Raw genomic sequence first — 17,071 nt, 5'->3', positions numbered from 1 at the left:
ACCCTTCGCATCGGCCATCCTCCGGCTCACCCGACATGCAAAAGAGCAAAGTTTCCCTTGATATCGATCTGAAAAAAGACGGCAAGCAGTTTGGGTTTGCCCGCCTGCCGCACTCCGTTCATCGCTCGGCAAACGGGTGGATACCCATTCCCGTCGTCAGCATCAGGAATGGGCCGGGAAAGACCATGCTGCTCATGGCAGGGGTTCATGGCGATGAGTACGAAGGGCAAATTGCGCTGTCAAACCTGGCCCGCCAACTGACGGCGGATGACATCGAAGGCCAGCTCATCATCCTGCCCATGGCGAATTACCCTGCAGCCAAAGCAGGCAACCGGGTCTCCCCCATCGACAACGGCAACTTGGCGCGAAGCTTCCCCGGTGATCCGCTCGGCTCGGTCACCCAGGTCATTGCACATTTCATCGAGACGGAGTTGATGTCCCAGGCCGACCTGGTCTTTGACCTGCACAGCGGCGGAAGCTCTCTCAACTACCTTCCCTCCACAACAGCGCTTTCTGTGCCCGGCACGGAGTCCCACGCCAGGCTTCAGGCTTATATGGAGACCTTTGGCGCGCCCTATGCCCTGAATTTTTATGGCATGGCCGGGATAGGCACCAGCTCCGACGCCGCGGCAAGAAACAACATCCTGCGCATCGGGTGCGAGATGGGCGGGCGGGGTTGGCTCAGCCAGGAATTCAGGGAAACCTGCGAAACCGGTGTGAAGCGCATCCTGGCGCAAGAAGGTGTTCTAAAGGGCTGGCGCCCAACACCGCCGCAAGCCACCCAGTTCCTCACGGTCACCAAAGACTGCTACGTCTACGCGGCGTCTGACGGCATCTTTGAGGCAAATGCAACGCTCGGTGATGTGGTCTCGGCAGGTTCTCTTGCGGGCTTGATGCATTTCCCCAGCAGGCCTCTTCTCGAGCCCGAGCCGGTACGGTTTCGCACCGACGGCATCGTCGTCTGCGAGCGACCCTTGTCCCACTGCGAGACAGGCGACTGTCTCTTTCATCTGGCCATTCCAGGCTGATCATCCCGAGGTCTTCCATGAAGTATTTACCCAAAGCATTGATGTGCCTCGTCGCGGTGATTGCCGCAGCGGCAAACGCACAAGAAGCTTTTCCAAACCGGCCCATCACGATTGTTGTTCCGCAGCAGGCAGGCAGCGCCAGCGACGTGATGATGCGAATCCTGGCGCAGAAGATGTCGCTCACCATGAAGCAGTCCGTCGTCATCGACAACCGCATAGGCGCCGGCGGAAGCATAGGCGCCAGCTTTGTGGCGAAATCGAAACCTGACGGCTACACCTTGCTGATGAACGGCAACAGCCATGTCATCAATCCCGCGCTCTACAAAAATGCCAACTTCGACCCCGTCAAAGACTTTGTTCCCGTTTCGCTGATTGCCGAAGGCACCCTTCTTCTGGTCACCAACCCGGGTTTTCCGGCCAAAAATGTGGCTGAACTGCTGGCGCAAGCCAAGGCCTCACCCGGGAAGATTTTTTATTCGACACCTGGCAACGGAACTCTCAACCACCTGGCCACGGTGATGTTTGAGCAGGCGGCGAATGTTTCATTCCAGCATGTTCCGTACAAAGGCGCGCCGGTATCTGTGGCCGACGTGGTGGGCGGCCAGATCCCTTTCACCTTTTCCGCGCTGGCTTCCAGCCTGCCATTTATCCAGAGCGGGAAGTTGAAGGTGCTTGCGGCCACCAACGAAGCACGGCTGAAATCCCTGCCCCAGGTGCCCACCATCAAGGAAACGGTGGCCGGGTACTCGGTTACGCCCTGGTACGGCCTGTTTGCGCCGGCCGGCACGCCGGATGCCGTCGTCAACGTCCTTCACGAAGCCGTCAACTCGGCGCTCACAGATCCGTCCGTGGTGGAAGCTTTTGAAAAGCAGGGCCTCACCGCTACGCCCCAGCCCCGTACAAAGTTCGCAGCCTTTGTGAACAGTGAGGTTCCTGTCTGGAGAAAAATCGTCAAGGACTCTGGCGCTTCGCTGGACTGATCTCTACAGTTCCAGCGCCTGGTCACAAGTAGCCTGAAATCAAGCCTCTTGACATCATCCTACTAGTTGGTAGACCATGGTAGACTACTTACATGGAATCAGAACTCTCCCCCAGAGCCGCCGAAATCATCGCCTGCGCCCGACCGCTCCTGGTCGCTGGTGGCTATAACGGCTTCAGCTATGCTGATATCTCGGGGTCTGTGCAAATCAGCAAGGCGAGCATCCATCATCATTTCCCCAGCAAGGCCGAACTTGTGCAGACCGTTGTCAGGCGGTACCGCGATGAAGCGCAAAAAGGCCTGGCTGCGATCCAGAGCAACATCGGCGATCCGCTTGCGCAACTTGAGGCCTACACAGGCTATTGGGAAGCGTGTATCCGCGACGGGTCGTCGTCTTTCTGCATCTGCGCGATGCTTGCGGCTGAATTGCCGGCGATCCCGGAGCAGGTTGCAGATGAGGTCCGCGGGCATTTTTGCGACCTGGCCGCGTGGCTTGCGTCCGTTTTGGAAAGCGGCGCGGCAAAGGGAGTCTTTCAGCTGCGCGCTGATCCGGAATCGGAAGCCATGACTCTGATGGCGACAGTCCACGGAGCCATGCTGTCGGCCCGTGCCCTCGGCGATCCGGACCTCTTCGCCACGATCGTGGGCGCGAGCGTGGGGCGATTAACTCGCGCCGCCTGAATTGCGGTAGACCGTACGCAAGACCGATCAGTGTCTTTTTTTTAACCCCGGCAATCTACCTACTGGTAGATAGTCAATTTTTTAATGCCAAATTTTCACAGGAGAACTTCATGACCAGTACAAGCGCACAGCCCATCCCTGCGCAGGGAAATGCCTGGCTCAAGCCCTATTATTTTTCCCGCGCGGCGTTTTCAGCCGTCTGGGTCCTGACCGCCTTCACGGTCGGTCAAAGCATGCCCGGGGTCGCCGCCGCACTGCTTCTTGTCTATCCAGCCTGGGACGCCGCGGCCAATTTCGTCGACGCGCGGCGCCATGGAGGATTGCAACGAAATTTTCCCCAGTCGCTCAACATGATTGCCAGCGCAGTGACGGCCGTAGCAGTCGCGATCGCGCTTGGGATCAGCATGAACGCGGTGCTCGGCGTATTCGGGGTGTGGGCCGTCCTGTCGGGCCTCTTCCAGCTCGCCACAGGCGTGCGGCGCTGGAAATACGCTGGCGCGCAGTGGGCGATGATCCTCAGCGGGGCGCAGTCGGCGCTCGCTGGCGCCTTCTTCGTCAAGCAGGCATACGCGGCTGCGGTACCCAGCATTACCGTCGTCGCGCCATACGCAGCGTTCGGCGCCTTCTATTTTTTACTCTCTGCCCTTTGGCTTACGGTATCTGACATGCGGCGCCGGAAAGCTGCAGCCGTTCAGACCTGATCCGCTGGCCATCTCCAGGCTACCGCCCACGCGCTCTTTATGCGGCTTTGGCGGTTTTTGCAGCCCGGAGGTATAAGTTTCTGGATAAAGGGCTCAGCGCTGTTTGAGCAGGCTTACTGCCGGTCGGGCCGGTAAAAGAAGGTGTCAAGCGGCCCTGCGCTCGTGGCGATCCGCTTGGCCTGGACGGCCCGCCACATCGCGACGTCGTCATCGGTGGGGCCCTCTCCTCTGCCCAATTGAAATTGCGTGATCTTGTCGATCAGCTTGATGTACAGGTGATACGCCTCATCATTCAAAACTTCTTCGGCTGTTTGCTTGATGACTTGTTGGGCGGGAGTTTTAGGGCTGGGCATGTAAGCTTTGAAAAAGTCATCTTAACCATGGCACCCCGTTTTGGATACATATTTCGGTCAGGAGGCTTACCCTGGCTGTAACTGCCCGCGCCGCCAGGCTCCCGGCGGCAAATCCGTCGCGCGCTTAAAGGCACGTGAGAACGACGCCTCCGAGTCGTAGCCGACCTCCAGCGCGACGGCCGCGACGCTGAGGTGGCCTTCGCGCAGCAGGCGGGCGCCGCATTGCATGCGCCAGTTGGTCAGGTACTGCATGGGCGCCAGGCCGGTCAGGGTGACGAAGCGTTCGTGCAGGGCGGAGCGGGAAAGGCCCACGCGGCTGCCAAGCTCCTCCAGCGTCCAGGGCTCGGCCGGGTCGGCGTGCATCAGGGTGATGGCACGGCCTATCTGGCGGTCGCGCAGGGCGCCCAGCCAGCCTTGCGCCTGTTCGGGCAATGAGTCCAGGTAGCGCCGTGCGCCATCAACAAACACCATCTCGCTGACCCGCTGCAGCAGCGCCGCACCGCCAGCGCGCCGCTCGCCGGATTCGGACGCCGCCTGTTCGAGCATGGGGGCCACCCAAGGGCCGACGCCGTCTGCCGGCAGGTGCAGCAGCCTGGGCAGCGCGTTGATCAACGGGTTGAAAGGCTTCAGGTCGCAGGCGATGAAGCCGCACAGGATGACTGCGCTGGCGTCCTCGGGCGGCAAGCCCACGCCCGCCTCGAACATGCCGCCGCGGTAGGTGATGGGTATCGGCTTGGGGTCGTCGCGCATGCGGAACAACCAGTCGCCGCTTTCATCAGCCGGCTGCAGGCCGGGCGCGCTGGAGACCACATGGGCATCGCCGTGGGGCAGCATGACGATGTCGCCCTCTTTCAGCCGCAGCGGCGGCTCGCCGTCAACGGCCACCCAGCCTTCGCCTTTCAGGAACAGGTGGTACTCGATGACATGCTCGGCGCCCGGCATCACGGCCGGCGCCAGTTCGCTCGAATGCGGTGCTTGCGCGGCCCACTGGTCACGGCAGCTGACGTGAAAGAAGACCGAGCCGCGCAGCCGCACGCTGCGCAGCACGTCGGAAAGGGGGTCGAGCTCGTTCATGGCATTAATACCGCCCGGCGGCGGACTTTCGGTCAAGTCGCGGCGACAACGGGTGAAGCGCCAAAAGGCGCCGGTCCGGATCATTGGCATACCGGCGAACGACAAGCCGGGTTCCATCCAATCCAAAGCTAAACCCAAAGGTATCCAACATGACATCCATCACTGCCACCCCCGAAAAACCAGCCACTGTGCCGGACTACACCGCGATCAAGCAGCGCCAGCAGGCCACCTGGGCCAGCGGCGATTACACCATCGTCGGCACCACGCTGCAAATCGTGGGCGAAACGCTCGCTGAAGCCGTCGACGTGCGCTCGGGCGAGCGCGTGCTCGACGTGGCCGCCGGCAACGGCAACGCCACGCTGGCCGCGGCACGCCGCTTTGCCGACGTGACCTCGACCGACTATGTGCTGGCCCTGCTGGACAAAGGCCGCGGCCGCGCCAAGGCCGAAGGCCTGGACGTGCACTTTGAAGTGGCCGACGCCGAGGCGCTGCCCTATGAGGGCGGCAGCTTTGACGTGGCCCTGTCGACCTTCGGCGTGATGTTTGCGCCTGACCACGCCAGCGCCGCGCGCGAGCTGATCCGCGTGGTGCGCCCCGGCGGGCGCATCGGCATGGCCAACTGGACGCCCGAGGGTTTTATCGGCCGCCTCTTCAAGATCATCGGCACGCACGTCGCGCCGCCCGCAGGTGTGCGCTCGCCCGCGCTCTGGGGTACCGAAGCGCATATGGTTGCGCTCTTCGGCCCGCGCGCCAGCGACATTCAGGTGACGCGCAAGCTGTTCAACTTCCGCTACCGTTCGGCTGCGCACTTTGTCCAGGTGTTCCGCGACTTTTACGGCCCGACGCACAAGGCCTTTGGAGCGCTGGATGCAGGCGGGCAGGCAGCGCTGGAGCGCGACATCCTGGCACTCGTCAACGAGCTGGATGTCGGCAAGGGCCGTGGCCTGGTGGTGCCCAGCGAATACGCCGAAATCGTGATCACCGTGGGCTGATGGGTGAAGCGAATGATGAGAAAAATTCCGACTGTCTCCCGCAGCAGGCGCTTCGGTCGTCTTGCGCAGTTTTCACCACGCGCGCTGGTCGCGCTCATCGCCGCGGCCCTGGCCGCGGCGGTCACCGGCTGCGCCAGCCCGGCTGTGCAGCCCTCTGGCGACGAGGTGCCGCTGATGACAGTGGCCGCCCACGGCGTGCAGATCTACGAGTGCCGCGCCGCCCAGGGCGCAGCCCCTGCGTGGGCCTTTGTCGCACCTGAGGCCGACCTGTTCGACGGCAATGGCCGCCGCATCGGCAAGCACGGCGCCGGCCCGTTCTGGCAGCATGAGGACGGCAGCCGCTTTACCGGCACCGTGCGCGGCCGCATGGATTCGCCGCGGCCCGGGGCCATCCCCTGGCTGCTGCTGGCGGCCAAAAACGATGGGCCTGCCGGCGCGTTTGCACGCGTGAGCAGCGTACAGCGGCTGGAGACCGTTGGTGGGCAAGCGCCGGCCGAGGGCTGCGACGCGGCGGCATTGGGCAAGCGCGTACACATCGCCTACCGTGCGGACTACGTGCTGCACACTGCGCGTTCCTGACGAGGTTGCGCCGCACCCGTGTGCGGCGTGTATTCGGGGGGCTGGCCCAGCGTCAGGCCAGCCTCTGATCAGGAGCGGATGCGTCCGTCCCTGGACCGCAACACCATATCCATGATGGTCTGAGACAGCTCGCTCTTGGCCTCGGCCGCACTGATCTCATTGGCCGTTGCTGAAAAAGACAGCGCCTCCGCCGCGCCCAGCATGGCCCTGAGTCCGGCGAAGTTGACATTGCCCTGCCCGGCGAAAGGCGCCAGCACCAGGCGGCACTTTTCCATAAAGGCCGCCTCGCATTCACTTTTGACCAGCTGAAGCTCCGGCGAACTGGCCAGCGCCGAGATCACGCCGGGCAGCTCCCGGCCCTGCGCGACGACACAGTTCACATAAGACTCGGCAATCACCATCGCCCGCGCCGCCAAGGTCTTTTCGCCCGCCTCAAGGGCGGCATCGATAAGCGCGGTCTGGCGGTCGTCGAACTCGCGGTAGAGCGCGGCCAGCAGGCCGTTGCGCGTTGCGAAGTGGTCATACACCACCGGTTTGGTGACGCCGGCGCTTTCGGCCAGGCGGCCCAGCGTCAGCGCGTCCGTGCCCTCCTCCCGCACGACCTGCCAGGCCACGTCGATCAGCTGGCGGTAGCGGTCGTCGCGCAGAAGGCGGCGGCGCTGCGGCGCGGCCGCGTTCACCGCATCGGGTCCTGAATCGGCGCCTGAATCTGATTTCCTGCTGGGCGACATGGTTATGTACTAAAGGTATATAAAGAAAGGGTTCCCGGATTCATCGTCTAAACACTTTCATTTCACCAGTCTTAGCCAAGGAGCTTTTTGTATGCATGCGCTGATTGTCCTCTCACATCCCAATCCCCAGTCTTTCAGTCACGGTATTGCCGCGCAGGTCGCGCAAGGCGTGACTGGCAATGGCGGCGGCCACACGTCCGAGATCGCGGATCTCGCCGCGGAAGGATTTGACCCGCGCTTTACCCACAACGATGTCGACGTGAGCAACAAGGAAGCCCCGCCTGCCGATGATGTCATTGCCGAGCAAAAAAGGGTTGACCGCGCGGATGCCCTGGTGCTGGTCTACCCGGTTTACTGGTGGTCCATGCCCGGGCTTTTGAAGGGGTGGATAGACCGCGTGCTCACCAACGGCTGGGCCTATGACTATGGCTCAGACCTCAGGGTGGTAAAAAAACTGCGCCGCCTGTCTGTTCACCTGGTCGCCCACGGCGCAGCCGACATGAAAACCTACCAAAAGTACGGCTACCAGGATGCGATGAAGAAGCAGATCGACGAAGGGATATTCGACTACTGCGGCGCCAAGGTGCTGACATCAACCCTCCTCATCGGCCTGGACGATGCGGAGCGCGCGGCGGACCTGGAAGCAGCGCGGAACGTGGGCAAGGGTCTTTTCGAGTCGCGCGAGCTTGAGGTGACGGCTTAGGGGGTGGCTGCGCAAACCGCTTCGGCTCAGCGAGGCGAAATCTCGTAGTCCATCGTATAAAAATGCTTGCCGTCGGCGATGCGGATGCCGAGCGTGCCCGAGAGGCCTGCCAGCTCGCCGGTGCCGGAATCAGGCACGACATGCACCGTCAACTGTGGCTCACCACGGTTCATGGTGCCGCTGTGCTGCAAGACGAAGCTGCCGCTTTTGCCGTGCAGCGTGCCCGTCACACATTCCATCGCCACATAGCCGGCCGAGCCTTTGACGACAGTGCCGGCGCTCAGCATTTCGCCTTTGCTGGTGGCCTGCAGGTCGCCGCTGAAAGTCTTGTTGATGGAGAGCCGCCCCATCAACGGCCCGGCGTCCGCATTCGCCAGCGTTTGCGGCACAAGATTGACTTCAAAGGTTCCGGCGGCGTGGAATGGCATGGTGTTGGCTTTCAAGATTGAGGAAGCGCCGCCGATGATGCCCGAACCGGCGGCTGCGATCAATGCAGGGCTGCCAGCCATCGCGCAGAACCATCAAGCCTCGCGATAAGCCGTGAGGAGTTCTTTTTCCCGTGCTTCGGCAGCGATGTGAATGACCACGATCCGGTCCAGCTTGACCACCGGATGACTCGCGCAGTTCTTGGAGAACCAGAACGCTTCGGAAAGAGGTTTATCGGCATGCCAGGTGGTCATTACGAACTTGTCCTCAGGAATGTTTGCGGGCTCGAACTGCTCTATGTTGGCGACGTCCACCGAGTCGTCCCATGAGCTGCAGTTGAGGCCCCAGGCCATCATGTACAGGCAGCCGGAGCGGACAAGCCAGTTGCTCAGTTCGACTTGCCAAGACCACGAAACCTCAGCATCAATCACCGCGACCGCCCGATACGGCGCTTGTGCCGTCACGGGCGGTAAAGGGCTTTCGGGCCTCAAGTGCAGGTACTCGGCGGGATTTGGCATGGAAGTCAGTATCGCCGCTGCCACTCTGGCCTATCTCTGCCCAAACGGCTTGGCCGGCACCGTCTTCAAGTACGCATACAGCGCCTGCGCATCCACATCATTCAGCGCACGCAGCGATTCAAACGGCATCACCGTGATCACCGAGCCGTCCGGGCGCTTGCCGCTGCGCAGCATGGCAACAAAGGCCTCGGCGTCTTTGTAGCGCGGCATGATGCTGCCCTCGCCGGGTGTCAGGTTGGCGGCGGGCGCCCAGTTGGGCGGGCCGCCGGGGATCTTGCCGCCGGCCAGGGTCGCGCCGTGGCAGCCTATGCACATATTGGCCACATAGGCGCCGTGAGCCGCCGTCACGCCTTCGGCAATCGGCTTGGCGGGTGGCAGCGTGTGGTCGATTTTCTGGGCGGCGTCTTTGATGGCGTCAAAAGCGTAGAGCACGCGCACCGGCAAGGGCAAGTCCATGACGGCCGCGCCGCCAATCTTGGGTGGCAGGCTTTTCACGTAGGCCACCAGTGCGCCCAGGTCGTCGTCGGTGAAGCGGTTGTAGTCTTCGCTGGGCATGATGAAGACGGGACGGCCGTCGGGCTTGACGCCGTGGCGCACGGTGCGCACCCAGTCTTCCGGTGTGTAGCGCGCCACCACATTGCCTTCGCCGGGCGTGATGTTGGGGCCGGCCAGGCGCATCTTGCCGTCGTTCACGAATTCGCGGCCGCCGCCGGCTGCGCCATGGCAGTCGGCGCAACCGCGCGAGCTGTACAGATAAGCGCCGCGCTCCAGCGCCTGGGCCGCGGTGGGGATGGCCACCGGCTGCACGCTTACCTTGATCTGCCGCTGGCTTTTGCTATCGGCCATCTGGCTGCCGACCACGGCTACGCCGGCCACCAGCACCACCGCCAGGCCCACCAGGCCGGCGGTCCATTTCATCCATCGCTTCATCGTGTCTTTCCTTGTGTTGTTATGGAGTACGGGCTTACGGGCTGAGCCCCGCATCACATTCGCACGCTTGTGCTCTTTTTAGGCAAGGCGAGATTTTAGAAGCCCTCTAAGGAAATAGCAGGGTAAATATTTGCCTGCGGCGCGCGTGGCGAGGCCGCGCAAATCAGCCGGCGAAAGCAGCCCGCATCACTTCCATTTGCCGCCTTGCGCAATGCAGCTGCTTTTGACTTGCCCCAGCGTTTGCGGCTCGCGCTTGTAGTAATAGCTGGTCATGGGTTTGCCGAAGAAACCTTCGCACGAACCCTGCGCCTGTGCCGGGCAGGCGCCCATATAAGTCACCTTGGCAGGCGGCCCGCCCATGGCGGCGGCTGTCTGTGCCAGGCCGGTGCAGGTTTCCTTGAACTGCGCCGTGGGCACACCGCCGTTTTGCAGGCAGTCCTTGATCTCGGTTTTTTGCCCGGCAATGCTGAAGCTGCCTTCCATCAGGCAGGCTTTGTCTTGCGCAAAGGCGCCGGCACTGCCAGCGAGAAACAAGGCGGTGATGGCAAAACGCAGATGTCCTTTGAAGCGCATGGTCAGTTCCTTTCAAAGCAAATAGGGCCAAATCGTGTCGGGTGGGCAGGGCCAGGTGCCGGGACTATACCGTCGCTTGCGCGCGGAAGGTGCAAGCAATTGCTATGCTTGCCGGGTGAGCGACCTGCCCCCTTCCACCCCGCCCCACATCCGCCGTATTGCCCATCTCGACATGGACGCTTTTTTTGCGTCCGTTGAGCTGCTGCGCTATCCGCAACTGAAGGGCTTGCCGGTGGTCATAGGCGGTGGCTGGCGCAAGGTGGATGAAGAACTGCGCGCCGCGCAGGGCGAGCGGCCGCTGCGTTTTATCCCGGTCGAAAGCTTTCCGCTGCTTAAAGATTATGTGGGCCGCGGCGTCATCACTACGGCCACCTATGCGGCGCGGCAGTTCGGTGTGGGCTCGGCCATGGGCATGATGAAGGCGGCCAAGCTGTGCCCGCAGGCCATCGTGTTGCCGGTGGATTTTGCCGAGATCCGCAAGTACTCGCAGCTCTTCAAAAGCACCATCACCGACATCGCGCCGCTGATGCAGGACCGCGGTGTGGACGAGGTCTACATCGACTTCACCGATGTGCCCGGCGGCCAGCGCGAAGGCGGGCGCGTGCTGGCGCGGCTGATCCAGAAAGCGATTTTTGAAAAGACGGGCCTGACCTGCTCGGTCGGCGTGGCGCCCAACAAACTGCTGGCCAAGATGGCGAGCGAGTTCAACAAGCCCAACGGCATTTCCGTCATTTACGAGTCGGACCTGCAGGAAAAAATCTGGCCGCTGCATGTGCGAAAAATCAACGGCATAGGCCCCAAGGCCGGCGAGAAGCTGGCCAAGTTGCATGTGCACACCATCGGCGAGCTGGCCGCGCAAGACCCGGGCTGGCTGGTCGACAACTTCGGCAAGGCCACAGGCGCCTGGATGCACGAGGCCGCCTGGGGCCGCGACGACCGCCCGGTCGTGACCGAGAGCGAGCCGGTGAGCATGAGCCGCGAAACCACGTTTGACCGCGACCTGCACGCGGTGCGCAACAAGGCCGAGCTGGGCGCCATCTTCACCGACCTGTGCCTGCGCCTGGGCGAGGACCTGCAGCGCAAAGGTTATGTGGCCAAAACGATTGGTATCAAGCTGCGTTATGACGATTTCAAGATCGCCACACGCGACCAGACGGCGCAGACCTATACCTCCGACGGCCCGACGATCCGCAGGATTGCGGGGCTGTGCCTCAAGCGTGTGCCGCTGGAGAAAAAGCTGCGCCTGCTGGGGGTGCGGGCCTCAACCCTGGTTAAAGCCGGCGAAGAGGGTGCGGATCAAAAATCGCCTGCAGACCCGGCTGAATATGGGCACGCAGTGTCTGAAGAGATGACAACCGACCAGTTGTTCTAACTCAATATCACCGCGCTGTTAGCGCGCCACCAGAACGATTTCATCCTGATGATTGGCGATATGAAACGTGTGCGCCAGTGAAAAATCAGCCTTGCTGAGCGCGCCGTAGGCAAAGTGCGGCTTCAGCGGCCCCTGGTACGCAGTGAAGCGCGCGATGGCCGCACGCAGGCGGGCCGACGCGGGCCGCCAGTCGCCTTCGCGGCTGAGCACCGCAGCGCCCGGAATCGGCTCACTCAGGCTGTGCGTCATCTGCCCGCGCCATTTAAAGAAGGCAAATGCCGCGGCGCCAGCCGTGTTCTGGAAAACCGCACTCTTCGGTTGCGGAAAACCATCCAGGCTCATCTCCACACTTTGCGCCATGTGCTCCAGCATGGCCACCAGCGGCCATTGGCCGGTGGTTTTGACGCTGGCCGCATGGTCGACCTTGTCCAGCCAGCGCAAGGCCTCATCCAGCGACTGGACTTTGGGCAGGTCGGCCATGGCAAACCCTCCCGTCAAAGCCAATGTTGTCGTGGCAAGAAAGTCGCGTCGTTTCATGGCTGCGATGGTAGCAGCCGCCTCACTTATTTCAGCGTCGCCAGGTAGGCGATCAGGTCGGCCCGCTCCTGGGCACTTTCCACCTGAAAACCCATGCGCTGCCCGGGCACCAGCTCTTCTGGATCCTGCAGCCAGGTGTTGAGGGTTTGCGGCGTCCAGCGCAGGCGTGAGCGCGCCAGCTCATCCGAATATTTGTAGCCCGGCAGGCCGCCCACACGCCGGCCCATCACACCGCGATGGGCTGGGCCTATCTTGTTGCTGTCGATGGCGTGGCAGGCGGTGCAGCGCTCCTGGTAGAGCGCCATACCTCGCACGGTGTCGCCCGGTGGCGGGCTGGTCCATTCGCGGGCGGGGGCTGGTTGGGCGTTTAGCGGAGCGGCAGCGCTGCCAGCGGCCAATAGAAATGTTGTGTAGAGGATTTTGGTTAACAGGCTTGGGGCCTTGGGTGGAGAGAAAACGGGCATTCATCCATCTCGTTGTTGAAGGTGTTGTGGGAGATACGCGGGCGAGCGGCATGTGGATGCAGGTTGTTTCTGATTTTTTGTTTGTGCTTTTTGCTGAGGCTGCTGGCCGGGGGTTGCCCGGCGGCAACTCACTTTTCTTTGCTTCGCCAAAGAAAAGTAAGCAAAAGAAAGGCGACCCTACTGTCTGCGTCCCTCCGCTTCGCTACGGGCAGCCTGCGGTGCTCGGTCCAGCCGGGGTCAAAAACAACTCGCCTTCGGCTCAAACAAGTTTTTGCCCTTATCCGTCTGGCCCTCCGCTCCTCGGCGCATACAGAAGGGGGTGGGGGAAGGAATACCAATACCGAATACCAAACAGCCGAAGACAGAAACCCGAATACCAGAAGAAACAAGGACTCGCCACGGCGAGTCCTTGTTGGTATTTGTCCCCCGTTCCCGATTTTTTGACCCCGCTTGGCTCGAGCACCGCAGGTTGCCCGAAGCGAAGCGTAGGGACCCAGACTGCGGGTCGCCTTTTCTTTGGTGACTTTCTTTTGGCGAAGCAAAAGAAAGTTACTGGCCGCCGGGCCACCCCCGGCCAGCCGCCCTCAGCAAAGAGCGCGAGAGGCCGGAGCAAGACCAGCCTCACCGCCCTTAGCAAGAAGCACAAAACCAGAACAACCACCACAGCCAGCAAATTCCCAAAAAAGTTGAATCCACTCCCCCCTCCCCCCCGTATTCCAAACTGATAAGTACACATTTATTTACATTCCCACCCCAATCCGTCCCATTTCCAACAACAACCCCACCCCCAACCATGCACAAACTACTCCCCTACCCCCTCGCCCTGATGGCCAGTCTCTTCCTGGCCGCCGGCGCCCAGGCCGACACCGGCAAACTGCTCCTGACAGGCGGCGTCAGCACCATTGAAGGCTCGGCCGGCGGGGGCCTGACGCCCTGGGCGGTGATCGGCAGCAACGCCACGGCGGACGAAATCGGTGGCTCGGCCTATGTCACCCATGTGGGCACCAACGACTACGGCCTGAATATTTACGGCGCGGCGGTTGGCATCCACGACCGCTATGAGCTCTCAATCGCACAGCAGGACTTCAACACCCGCGGCACCGGCGTGGCGTTGGGCCTGCCGGGCTTGCACCTGAAGCAGACCATCGTGGGCGCCAAGGTGCGCGTGCTGGGCGATGCGATTCTGGACAGCGATACCTTGATGCCGCAAGTGGCGGTGGGTGTTCAATACAAAACGCTGGGCTCCACCGGGCTGAACCCTACGCTCGATGCACTGGGCGCCAAACGCCACGGCGTGGATGTGTATGTCAGCGCAACCAAACTCTTCCTGAGCCAGAGCCTGCTGCTCAACGGCACATTGCGCGCCACCAAGGCCAACCAGAACGGCCTGCTGGGCTACGGCGCCACGCTGGGCGGCAACGAAGACAAGTACACGCTGCAGCCCGAGTTCTCCATCGCCTACCTGCTGAGCAAGAACATTGCCATAGGCGCTGAATACCGCTTCATGCGCAACAAGCTCGAGGGCGCGGGCCGCGCCGCCGGCCTGGGCAACGGCCTGCGCTCGGAGGACTGGAAGGACATCTTCATTGCCTGGGCGCCGTCGAAAAACTTCTCGCTCACGCTGGCCTATGTGGACCTGGGCGTGATCGTTCCGGCCACCACCGTCAACCGCAAGCAGACCGGTTACTACGTGTCGGCCCAGGTCGCCTTCTAAAAACCTTCACTCATTTTTCAAGGAACCGTCATGAAAAACCCTTTTGTTTCTTTAGTCCTCGCCGCAGGCCTGCTGATGGCCGGATCTGCATTTGCCCAGACAGCCCCGCAGAACGACCAGCTCTACAAAGCCTTTGGTGAAAAAGCCGGCCTGGTCGCGCTGATGGACGACTTCATGGAGCGCCTGCTGGCCGACCCGCGCACCGGCCCGCACTTCAAGCCCGCCAACCAGCAGCGCGTGAAGGAACAGCTCGTTGACCAGCTTTGCTCACTGAGCGGCGGCCCCTGCGTATACAAGGGCGCCGACATGAAAAGTTCGCACGCCAACCTGGAGATCAAAAAGTCCGATTTCCATGCGCTGGTGGAAGTGCTGCAGCAAAGCATGGACGCCAAGGGCATTCCGTTTCGCCGCCAAAACGAAATGCTGGCGCTGCTGGCACCCATGAACCGCGACATCATCACGCCGCCTGAAACGGCAGCCAAGCCATGAAAGCACTGACGCAACTCACAACAATTTCAGCGCTGCTGCTGTTGGGTGCAGCGGCCCACGCGGGCAACCTTGTGGTGTCGGTGATCGACAAGGACGGCAAGCCCGTGCAGGACGCCGTGGTGATCGTGACGCCCGCCAACAAAAACGCCGTACCGAAAACGCCGCTGGCGGCGCAGGCGACCATCAACCAGGAAAAGATGCAGTTCATCCCGGCAGTCACGGTGGTGCCCGTGGGCGCGAAGGTGAATTTCGTCAACAACGACCCGTGGGACCACCATGTGCGCAGTTCGCCGGCCGGCATGGGCCAGTTCAGCGCGTCGAATGCCGGGTTTGAGTTGCGGCTCGAAGGCAAGACCGAGGGCAAACCCGGCAAGTCCACCGAAATCACGCTGAACAAAGCCGGTGTGGTCGGCGCCACTTTGCTGGGCTGCTTTATCCACGGTTCGATGCGTGGCTATATCTATGCGAGCGAATCCCCCTGGGCGGCCAAAACCAGTTCGGAAGGCGTTGCAACCTTTGAGGACCTGCCCGAGGGCGCGGCCCAGATCAAGGTGTGGCAGGCCGACCAGTTGATCGACATTGCGCCGCAACAGGTGACAGTGGGCGCGGTGCTGGCCAAAAACGTGATGCAGCTCACTGTGGTGCCGCGGCGGCGGAGATCTTAAGTATTCAGGCCGGGACCGTGTGCATGACCCCGGCCTCCACCAGGCAACTGCGGTATGGCGCCAGGGCAGCGGGCACGGGCGTGGGCGGGCCGTCGATCAGCTCCAGCTCCTGCAGCGCGAACAAGGCGTTTTGCAGCGACACCGGCGGCATGAACTGGCGCAGGTCTTCCAGGCTCACGCGTGGATCGCAAAACGCCAGCAAGGCCTGCAAGTGGCTGGACAAACCCCAGAACGTGGCGCTGCGCAGCACTGCACGGCCTTTGGAAGTGATGGTGTAAGGCATGCGGCTCTCCGGCTGGTGGGTGAGGCCCATGGTTAATGAATCAACTTGCCTTGTGCATTGATCATGGTGAGGTCCACAAAGCGCGCGCCGCTGGCCGCGCCCTGGCCGAAGCTGATCTCCATGCCGCCCACGTCGTATTTGCGCAGGTTGTCCATCGCGGCCACATAGTTGGCGCGTGTCAGGTTGCGGCCCGCGCGGCGCAGGCCTTCGGCGGCCACCTTGGCATTGATGAAACCTTCCAGCCCCAGGTGGGTGAATTCTTTTTCACCGGCGGCCGTGGCGGCGTTCTGGTATTCGCGCACCACCGGCGCCGTGCTGTTCAAGGGGAAGGGAACAATCTGCGTGACTGCAACACCGGCGGCGTCGTTGCCCAGTGCGCGCAGGTTGGCCGGCGCCGCCAGCACCGACGGCGCATACAGCGCCAGGCCGCGCTGGCGCTGGCTCAGGCTGCGTATGGTGGCTATCGTCGGCTTGCCTGCCAGGCCCAGCAGCACCGCTTCAGGCGCGGCGGCCACCACTTTGGCGCTGGCGGCAGGGGCGTCGGTGGCGTCGTTCTGCACGGACGCGACGACAACGGGCTTGAGCCCTCGCCTTTGCAGCGCCGCCACGGCGGCGTTGAGCACCTCGCGGCCGAAGGCGTTGTCCTGGTGGATGACGGCCAGCTTGTTCATGTTCAGCGTCACCAGGTGCTCGACAAGTTTTTCGGTTTCTTCGGCATAGCTGGCGCGGATGTTGAACACACCGCGCGAGTCGCGGCCGCGCACCGACATCGCGCCGGTATAGGGTGCAATCACCGGCAGGCCGGCTTTTTGCGCCAGCGGAATCAGCGCCTCGTTATTGGGCGTGCCGAAAGTGCCGAAGAGGGCGAACACTTCGTCGTTCTTCAGGTAGTCATTGATGTTGTCGACGCTGCGTGTGACGTCATAGGCGTCGTCCTTGACGATCAGCCTGACCTTGCGTCCATGCACACCGCCGCTGCTGTTGAGGCTGTCGAAATACAGCTTCGCGCCCTTGAGGATTTCCTTGCCCAGATCGGCCAGCGGGCCGCTCAGGTCGGCCGAATGGCCGAGCACGATCTGGTCAGGCAAGAGGCCAGATTGCGCATGCAAATTTCCACCGACGGCACACAACGATGCCAGCAGGAATGCGGCCACACGACGGCCGCTTCCGCGCTTTTTTGACTCACTCATTTCAGCTGTCTCCCACAAAACGATATGACTACTTTTTGGCTAGCCGGACTGTGGTTGAGCACGCTGACAGTGGTCTGACGGTAAGAAAA

Annotated in this window: 22 protein-coding genes; 11 read left to right on the top strand and 11 right to left on the bottom strand. The window is 62.2% G+C overall.

Annotation, left to right across the window (positions count from 1 at the left end):
- Positions 1–35 precede the first annotated feature (35 nt).
- From BM408_RS14635 to BM408_RS14620, 4 genes are all read left to right on the top strand, one after another.
- Positions 36–1,028 carry a succinylglutamate desuccinylase/aspartoacylase family protein gene (locus BM408_RS14635; RefSeq protein ID WP_092130593.1) on the top strand — a complete coding sequence of 331 codons (993 nt, stop codon included), beginning with the start codon at positions 36–38 and terminating at the stop codon, positions 1,026–1,028.
- Positions 1,029–1,045: 17 nt separating this feature from the next.
- Complete coding sequence (locus BM408_RS14630) at positions 1,046–2,008, top strand: tripartite tricarboxylate transporter substrate binding protein (protein WP_092130592.1); 963 nt, start codon at positions 1,046–1,048, stop codon at positions 2,006–2,008.
- A gap of 92 nt (positions 2,009–2,100) precedes the next feature.
- Complete coding sequence (locus tag BM408_RS14625) at positions 2,101–2,688, top strand: TetR/AcrR family transcriptional regulator (RefSeq protein WP_092130591.1); 588 nt, start codon at positions 2,101–2,103, stop codon at positions 2,686–2,688.
- Between the two features lie 110 nt (positions 2,689–2,798).
- Positions 2,799–3,389 carry a DUF308 domain-containing protein gene (locus BM408_RS14620; RefSeq protein WP_092130590.1) on the top strand — a complete coding sequence of 197 codons (591 nt, stop codon included), beginning with the start codon at positions 2,799–2,801 and terminating at the stop codon, positions 3,387–3,389.
- A gap of 113 nt (positions 3,390–3,502) precedes the next feature.
- On the opposite strand, the gene BM408_RS14615 is transcribed toward BM408_RS14620, so the two are convergent.
- Positions 3,503–3,742, bottom strand: coding sequence for a hypothetical protein (locus BM408_RS14615; RefSeq protein ID WP_092130589.1), 240 nt, complete (start codon positions 3,740–3,742; stop codon positions 3,503–3,505).
- A 66-nt stretch (positions 3,743–3,808) separates the two neighbouring features.
- Entirely contained in the window at positions 3,809–4,816 is a 1,008-nt protein-coding gene (locus BM408_RS14610) for an AraC family transcriptional regulator (protein WP_092130701.1), read from the bottom strand.
- A gap of 149 nt (positions 4,817–4,965) precedes the next feature.
- On the opposite strand from BM408_RS14610, the gene BM408_RS14605 reads away from it, so the two are divergent.
- Complete coding sequence (locus BM408_RS14605) at positions 4,966–5,808, top strand: class I SAM-dependent methyltransferase (protein ID WP_092130588.1); 843 nt, start codon at positions 4,966–4,968, stop codon at positions 5,806–5,808.
- Between the two features lie 15 nt (positions 5,809–5,823).
- Positions 5,824–6,387 (top strand): DUF3455 domain-containing protein, encoded by a 564-nt coding sequence (locus BM408_RS14600; RefSeq protein WP_092130700.1) that lies wholly within the window; start codon positions 5,824–5,826, stop codon positions 6,385–6,387.
- 68 nt (positions 6,388–6,455) lie between these two features.
- Here BM408_RS14600 and BM408_RS14595 read toward each other — a convergent pair whose 3' ends face one another.
- Positions 6,456–7,118, bottom strand: coding sequence for a TetR/AcrR family transcriptional regulator (locus BM408_RS14595; protein ID WP_092130587.1), 663 nt, complete (start codon positions 7,116–7,118; stop codon positions 6,456–6,458).
- Between the two features lie 91 nt (positions 7,119–7,209).
- On the opposite strand from BM408_RS14595, the gene BM408_RS14590 reads away from it, so the two are divergent.
- Positions 7,210–7,821 (top strand): NAD(P)H-dependent oxidoreductase, encoded by a 612-nt coding sequence (locus BM408_RS14590; RefSeq protein WP_092130586.1) that lies wholly within the window; start codon positions 7,210–7,212, stop codon positions 7,819–7,821.
- Between the two features lie 26 nt (positions 7,822–7,847).
- Here BM408_RS14590 and BM408_RS14585 read toward each other — a convergent pair whose 3' ends face one another.
- From BM408_RS14585 to BM408_RS14570, 4 genes are all read right to left on the bottom strand, one after another.
- The gene (locus BM408_RS14585; RefSeq protein ID WP_092130699.1) at positions 7,848–8,249 is read right to left on the bottom strand and encodes a DUF3224 domain-containing protein; all 402 of its coding nucleotides are present in this window, start codon (positions 8,247–8,249) and stop codon (positions 7,848–7,850) included.
- 93 nt (positions 8,250–8,342) lie between these two features.
- The gene (locus BM408_RS14580) at positions 8,343–8,765 is read right to left on the bottom strand and encodes a DUF7684 family protein (protein ID WP_092130585.1); all 423 of its coding nucleotides are present in this window, start codon (positions 8,763–8,765) and stop codon (positions 8,343–8,345) included.
- 30 nt (positions 8,766–8,795) lie between these two features.
- Positions 8,796–9,695: a c-type cytochrome gene (locus BM408_RS14575; RefSeq protein ID WP_092130584.1), complete on the bottom strand. Its 900-nt coding sequence runs from the start codon at positions 9,693–9,695 to the stop codon at positions 8,796–8,798.
- 186 nt (positions 9,696–9,881) lie between these two features.
- Positions 9,882–10,268, bottom strand: a complete 387-nt coding sequence (locus BM408_RS14570; RefSeq protein WP_092130583.1) for a hypothetical protein — start codon at positions 10,266–10,268, stop codon at positions 9,882–9,884.
- Between the two features lie 172 nt (positions 10,269–10,440).
- Here BM408_RS14570 and BM408_RS14565 point away from each other — a divergent pair, with 172 nt between their 5' ends.
- Positions 10,441–11,640, top strand: coding sequence for a Y-family DNA polymerase (locus BM408_RS14565; protein WP_092130582.1), 1,200 nt, complete (start codon positions 10,441–10,443; stop codon positions 11,638–11,640).
- An 18-nt stretch (positions 11,641–11,658) separates the two neighbouring features.
- Here the strand turns inward: BM408_RS14565 and BM408_RS14560 are convergent, their stop codons facing one another.
- Both BM408_RS14560 and BM408_RS23160 read right to left on the bottom strand, forming a co-directional pair.
- Positions 11,659–12,177, bottom strand: coding sequence for a DUF1569 domain-containing protein (locus tag BM408_RS14560; RefSeq protein ID WP_092130581.1), 519 nt, complete (start codon positions 12,175–12,177; stop codon positions 11,659–11,661).
- A 26-nt stretch (positions 12,178–12,203) separates the two neighbouring features.
- A complete protein-coding gene (locus BM408_RS23160) occupies positions 12,204–12,641 on the bottom strand; it encodes a c-type cytochrome (protein ID WP_254774823.1) in 438 nt (145 codons plus the stop codon).
- 793 nt (positions 12,642–13,434) lie between these two features.
- Here BM408_RS23160 and BM408_RS14550 point away from each other — a divergent pair.
- From BM408_RS14550 to BM408_RS14540, 3 genes are read left to right on the top strand one after another with little or no spacing between them, the layout of a single operon-like run.
- Entirely contained in the window at positions 13,435–14,355 is a 921-nt protein-coding gene (locus BM408_RS14550; RefSeq protein ID WP_092130579.1) for a DUF3034 family protein, read from the top strand.
- Between the two features lie 30 nt (positions 14,356–14,385).
- Complete coding sequence (locus BM408_RS14545; RefSeq protein WP_092130578.1) at positions 14,386–14,844, top strand: group I truncated hemoglobin; 459 nt, start codon at positions 14,386–14,388, stop codon at positions 14,842–14,844.
- Positions 14,841–15,509, top strand: coding sequence for a cupredoxin domain-containing protein (locus BM408_RS14540; RefSeq protein WP_092130577.1), 669 nt, complete (start codon positions 14,841–14,843; stop codon positions 15,507–15,509). The genes BM408_RS14545 and BM408_RS14540 overlap by 4 nt, the downstream gene beginning before the upstream one ends.
- A gap of 4 nt (positions 15,510–15,513) precedes the next feature.
- Here BM408_RS14540 and BM408_RS14535 read toward each other — a convergent pair whose 3' ends face one another.
- Together BM408_RS14535 and BM408_RS14530 are read right to left on the bottom strand one after the other, a co-directional pair.
- A complete protein-coding gene (locus tag BM408_RS14535; RefSeq protein ID WP_139237353.1) occupies positions 15,514–15,792 on the bottom strand; it encodes a hypothetical protein in 279 nt (92 codons plus the stop codon).
- A gap of 32 nt (positions 15,793–15,824) precedes the next feature.
- The gene (locus BM408_RS14530; protein ID WP_092130575.1) at positions 15,825–16,982 is read right to left on the bottom strand and encodes an ABC transporter substrate-binding protein; all 1,158 of its coding nucleotides are present in this window, start codon (positions 16,980–16,982) and stop codon (positions 15,825–15,827) included.
- Between the last annotated feature and the right edge of the window lie 89 nt (positions 16,983–17,071).

Source organism: Polaromonas sp. YR568 (assembly GCF_900116715.1).
Lineage (GTDB): Bacteria > Pseudomonadota > Gammaproteobacteria > Burkholderiales > Burkholderiaceae_C > Polaromonas.
Note: the sequence above shows the minus strand (reverse complement) of the source record. Positions and strands in the feature narration are given on the sequence as shown.

What these genes read in the sequence shown, in the direction of transcription:
- BM408_RS14635 (WP_092130593.1), top strand. Translation starts at nt 36, where the DNA reads ATGCAAAAGAGCAAAGTTTCCCTTGATATCGATCTGAAAAAAGACGGC.
- BM408_RS14630 (WP_092130592.1), top strand. Translation starts at nt 1,046, where the DNA reads ATGAAGTATTTACCCAAAGCATTGATGTGCCTCGTCGCGGTGATTGCC.
- BM408_RS14625 (WP_092130591.1), top strand. Translation starts at nt 2,101, where the DNA reads ATGGAATCAGAACTCTCCCCCAGAGCCGCCGAAATCATCGCCTGCGCC.
- BM408_RS14620 (WP_092130590.1), top strand. Translation starts at nt 2,799, where the DNA reads ATGACCAGTACAAGCGCACAGCCCATCCCTGCGCAGGGAAATGCCTGG.
- BM408_RS14615 (WP_092130589.1), bottom strand. Translation starts at nt 3,742, where the DNA reads ATGCCCAGCCCTAAAACTCCCGCCCAACAAGTCATCAAGCAAACAGCC.
- BM408_RS14610 (WP_092130701.1), bottom strand. Translation starts at nt 4,816, where the DNA reads ATGAACGAGCTCGACCCCCTTTCCGACGTGCTGCGCAGCGTGCGGCTG.
- BM408_RS14605 (WP_092130588.1), top strand. Translation starts at nt 4,966, where the DNA reads ATGACATCCATCACTGCCACCCCCGAAAAACCAGCCACTGTGCCGGAC.
- BM408_RS14600 (WP_092130700.1), top strand. Translation starts at nt 5,824, where the DNA reads ATGAGAAAAATTCCGACTGTCTCCCGCAGCAGGCGCTTCGGTCGTCTT.
- BM408_RS14595 (WP_092130587.1), bottom strand. Translation starts at nt 7,118, where the DNA reads ATGTCGCCCAGCAGGAAATCAGATTCAGGCGCCGATTCAGGACCCGAT.
- BM408_RS14590 (WP_092130586.1), top strand. Translation starts at nt 7,210, where the DNA reads ATGCATGCGCTGATTGTCCTCTCACATCCCAATCCCCAGTCTTTCAGT.
- BM408_RS14585 (WP_092130699.1), bottom strand. Translation starts at nt 8,249, where the DNA reads ATGCCATTCCACGCCGCCGGAACCTTTGAAGTCAATCTTGTGCCGCAA.
- BM408_RS14580 (WP_092130585.1), bottom strand. Translation starts at nt 8,765, where the DNA reads ATGCCAAATCCCGCCGAGTACCTGCACTTGAGGCCCGAAAGCCCTTTA.
- BM408_RS14575 (WP_092130584.1), bottom strand. Translation starts at nt 9,695, where the DNA reads ATGAAGCGATGGATGAAATGGACCGCCGGCCTGGTGGGCCTGGCGGTG.
- BM408_RS14570 (WP_092130583.1), bottom strand. Translation starts at nt 10,268, where the DNA reads ATGCGCTTCAAAGGACATCTGCGTTTTGCCATCACCGCCTTGTTTCTC.
- BM408_RS14565 (WP_092130582.1), top strand. Translation starts at nt 10,441, where the DNA reads ATGGACGCTTTTTTTGCGTCCGTTGAGCTGCTGCGCTATCCGCAACTG.
- BM408_RS14560 (WP_092130581.1), bottom strand. Translation starts at nt 12,177, where the DNA reads ATGAAACGACGCGACTTTCTTGCCACGACAACATTGGCTTTGACGGGA.
- BM408_RS23160 (WP_254774823.1), bottom strand. Translation starts at nt 12,641, where the DNA reads ATGCCCGTTTTCTCTCCACCCAAGGCCCCAAGCCTGTTAACCAAAATC.
- BM408_RS14550 (WP_092130579.1), top strand. Translation starts at nt 13,435, where the DNA reads ATGCACAAACTACTCCCCTACCCCCTCGCCCTGATGGCCAGTCTCTTC.
- BM408_RS14545 (WP_092130578.1), top strand. Translation starts at nt 14,386, where the DNA reads ATGAAAAACCCTTTTGTTTCTTTAGTCCTCGCCGCAGGCCTGCTGATG.
- BM408_RS14540 (WP_092130577.1), top strand. Translation starts at nt 14,841, where the DNA reads ATGAAAGCACTGACGCAACTCACAACAATTTCAGCGCTGCTGCTGTTG.
- BM408_RS14535 (WP_139237353.1), bottom strand. Translation starts at nt 15,792, where the DNA reads ATGCCTTACACCATCACTTCCAAAGGCCGTGCAGTGCTGCGCAGCGCC.
- BM408_RS14530 (WP_092130575.1), bottom strand. Translation starts at nt 16,982, where the DNA reads ATGAGTGAGTCAAAAAAGCGCGGAAGCGGCCGTCGTGTGGCCGCATTC.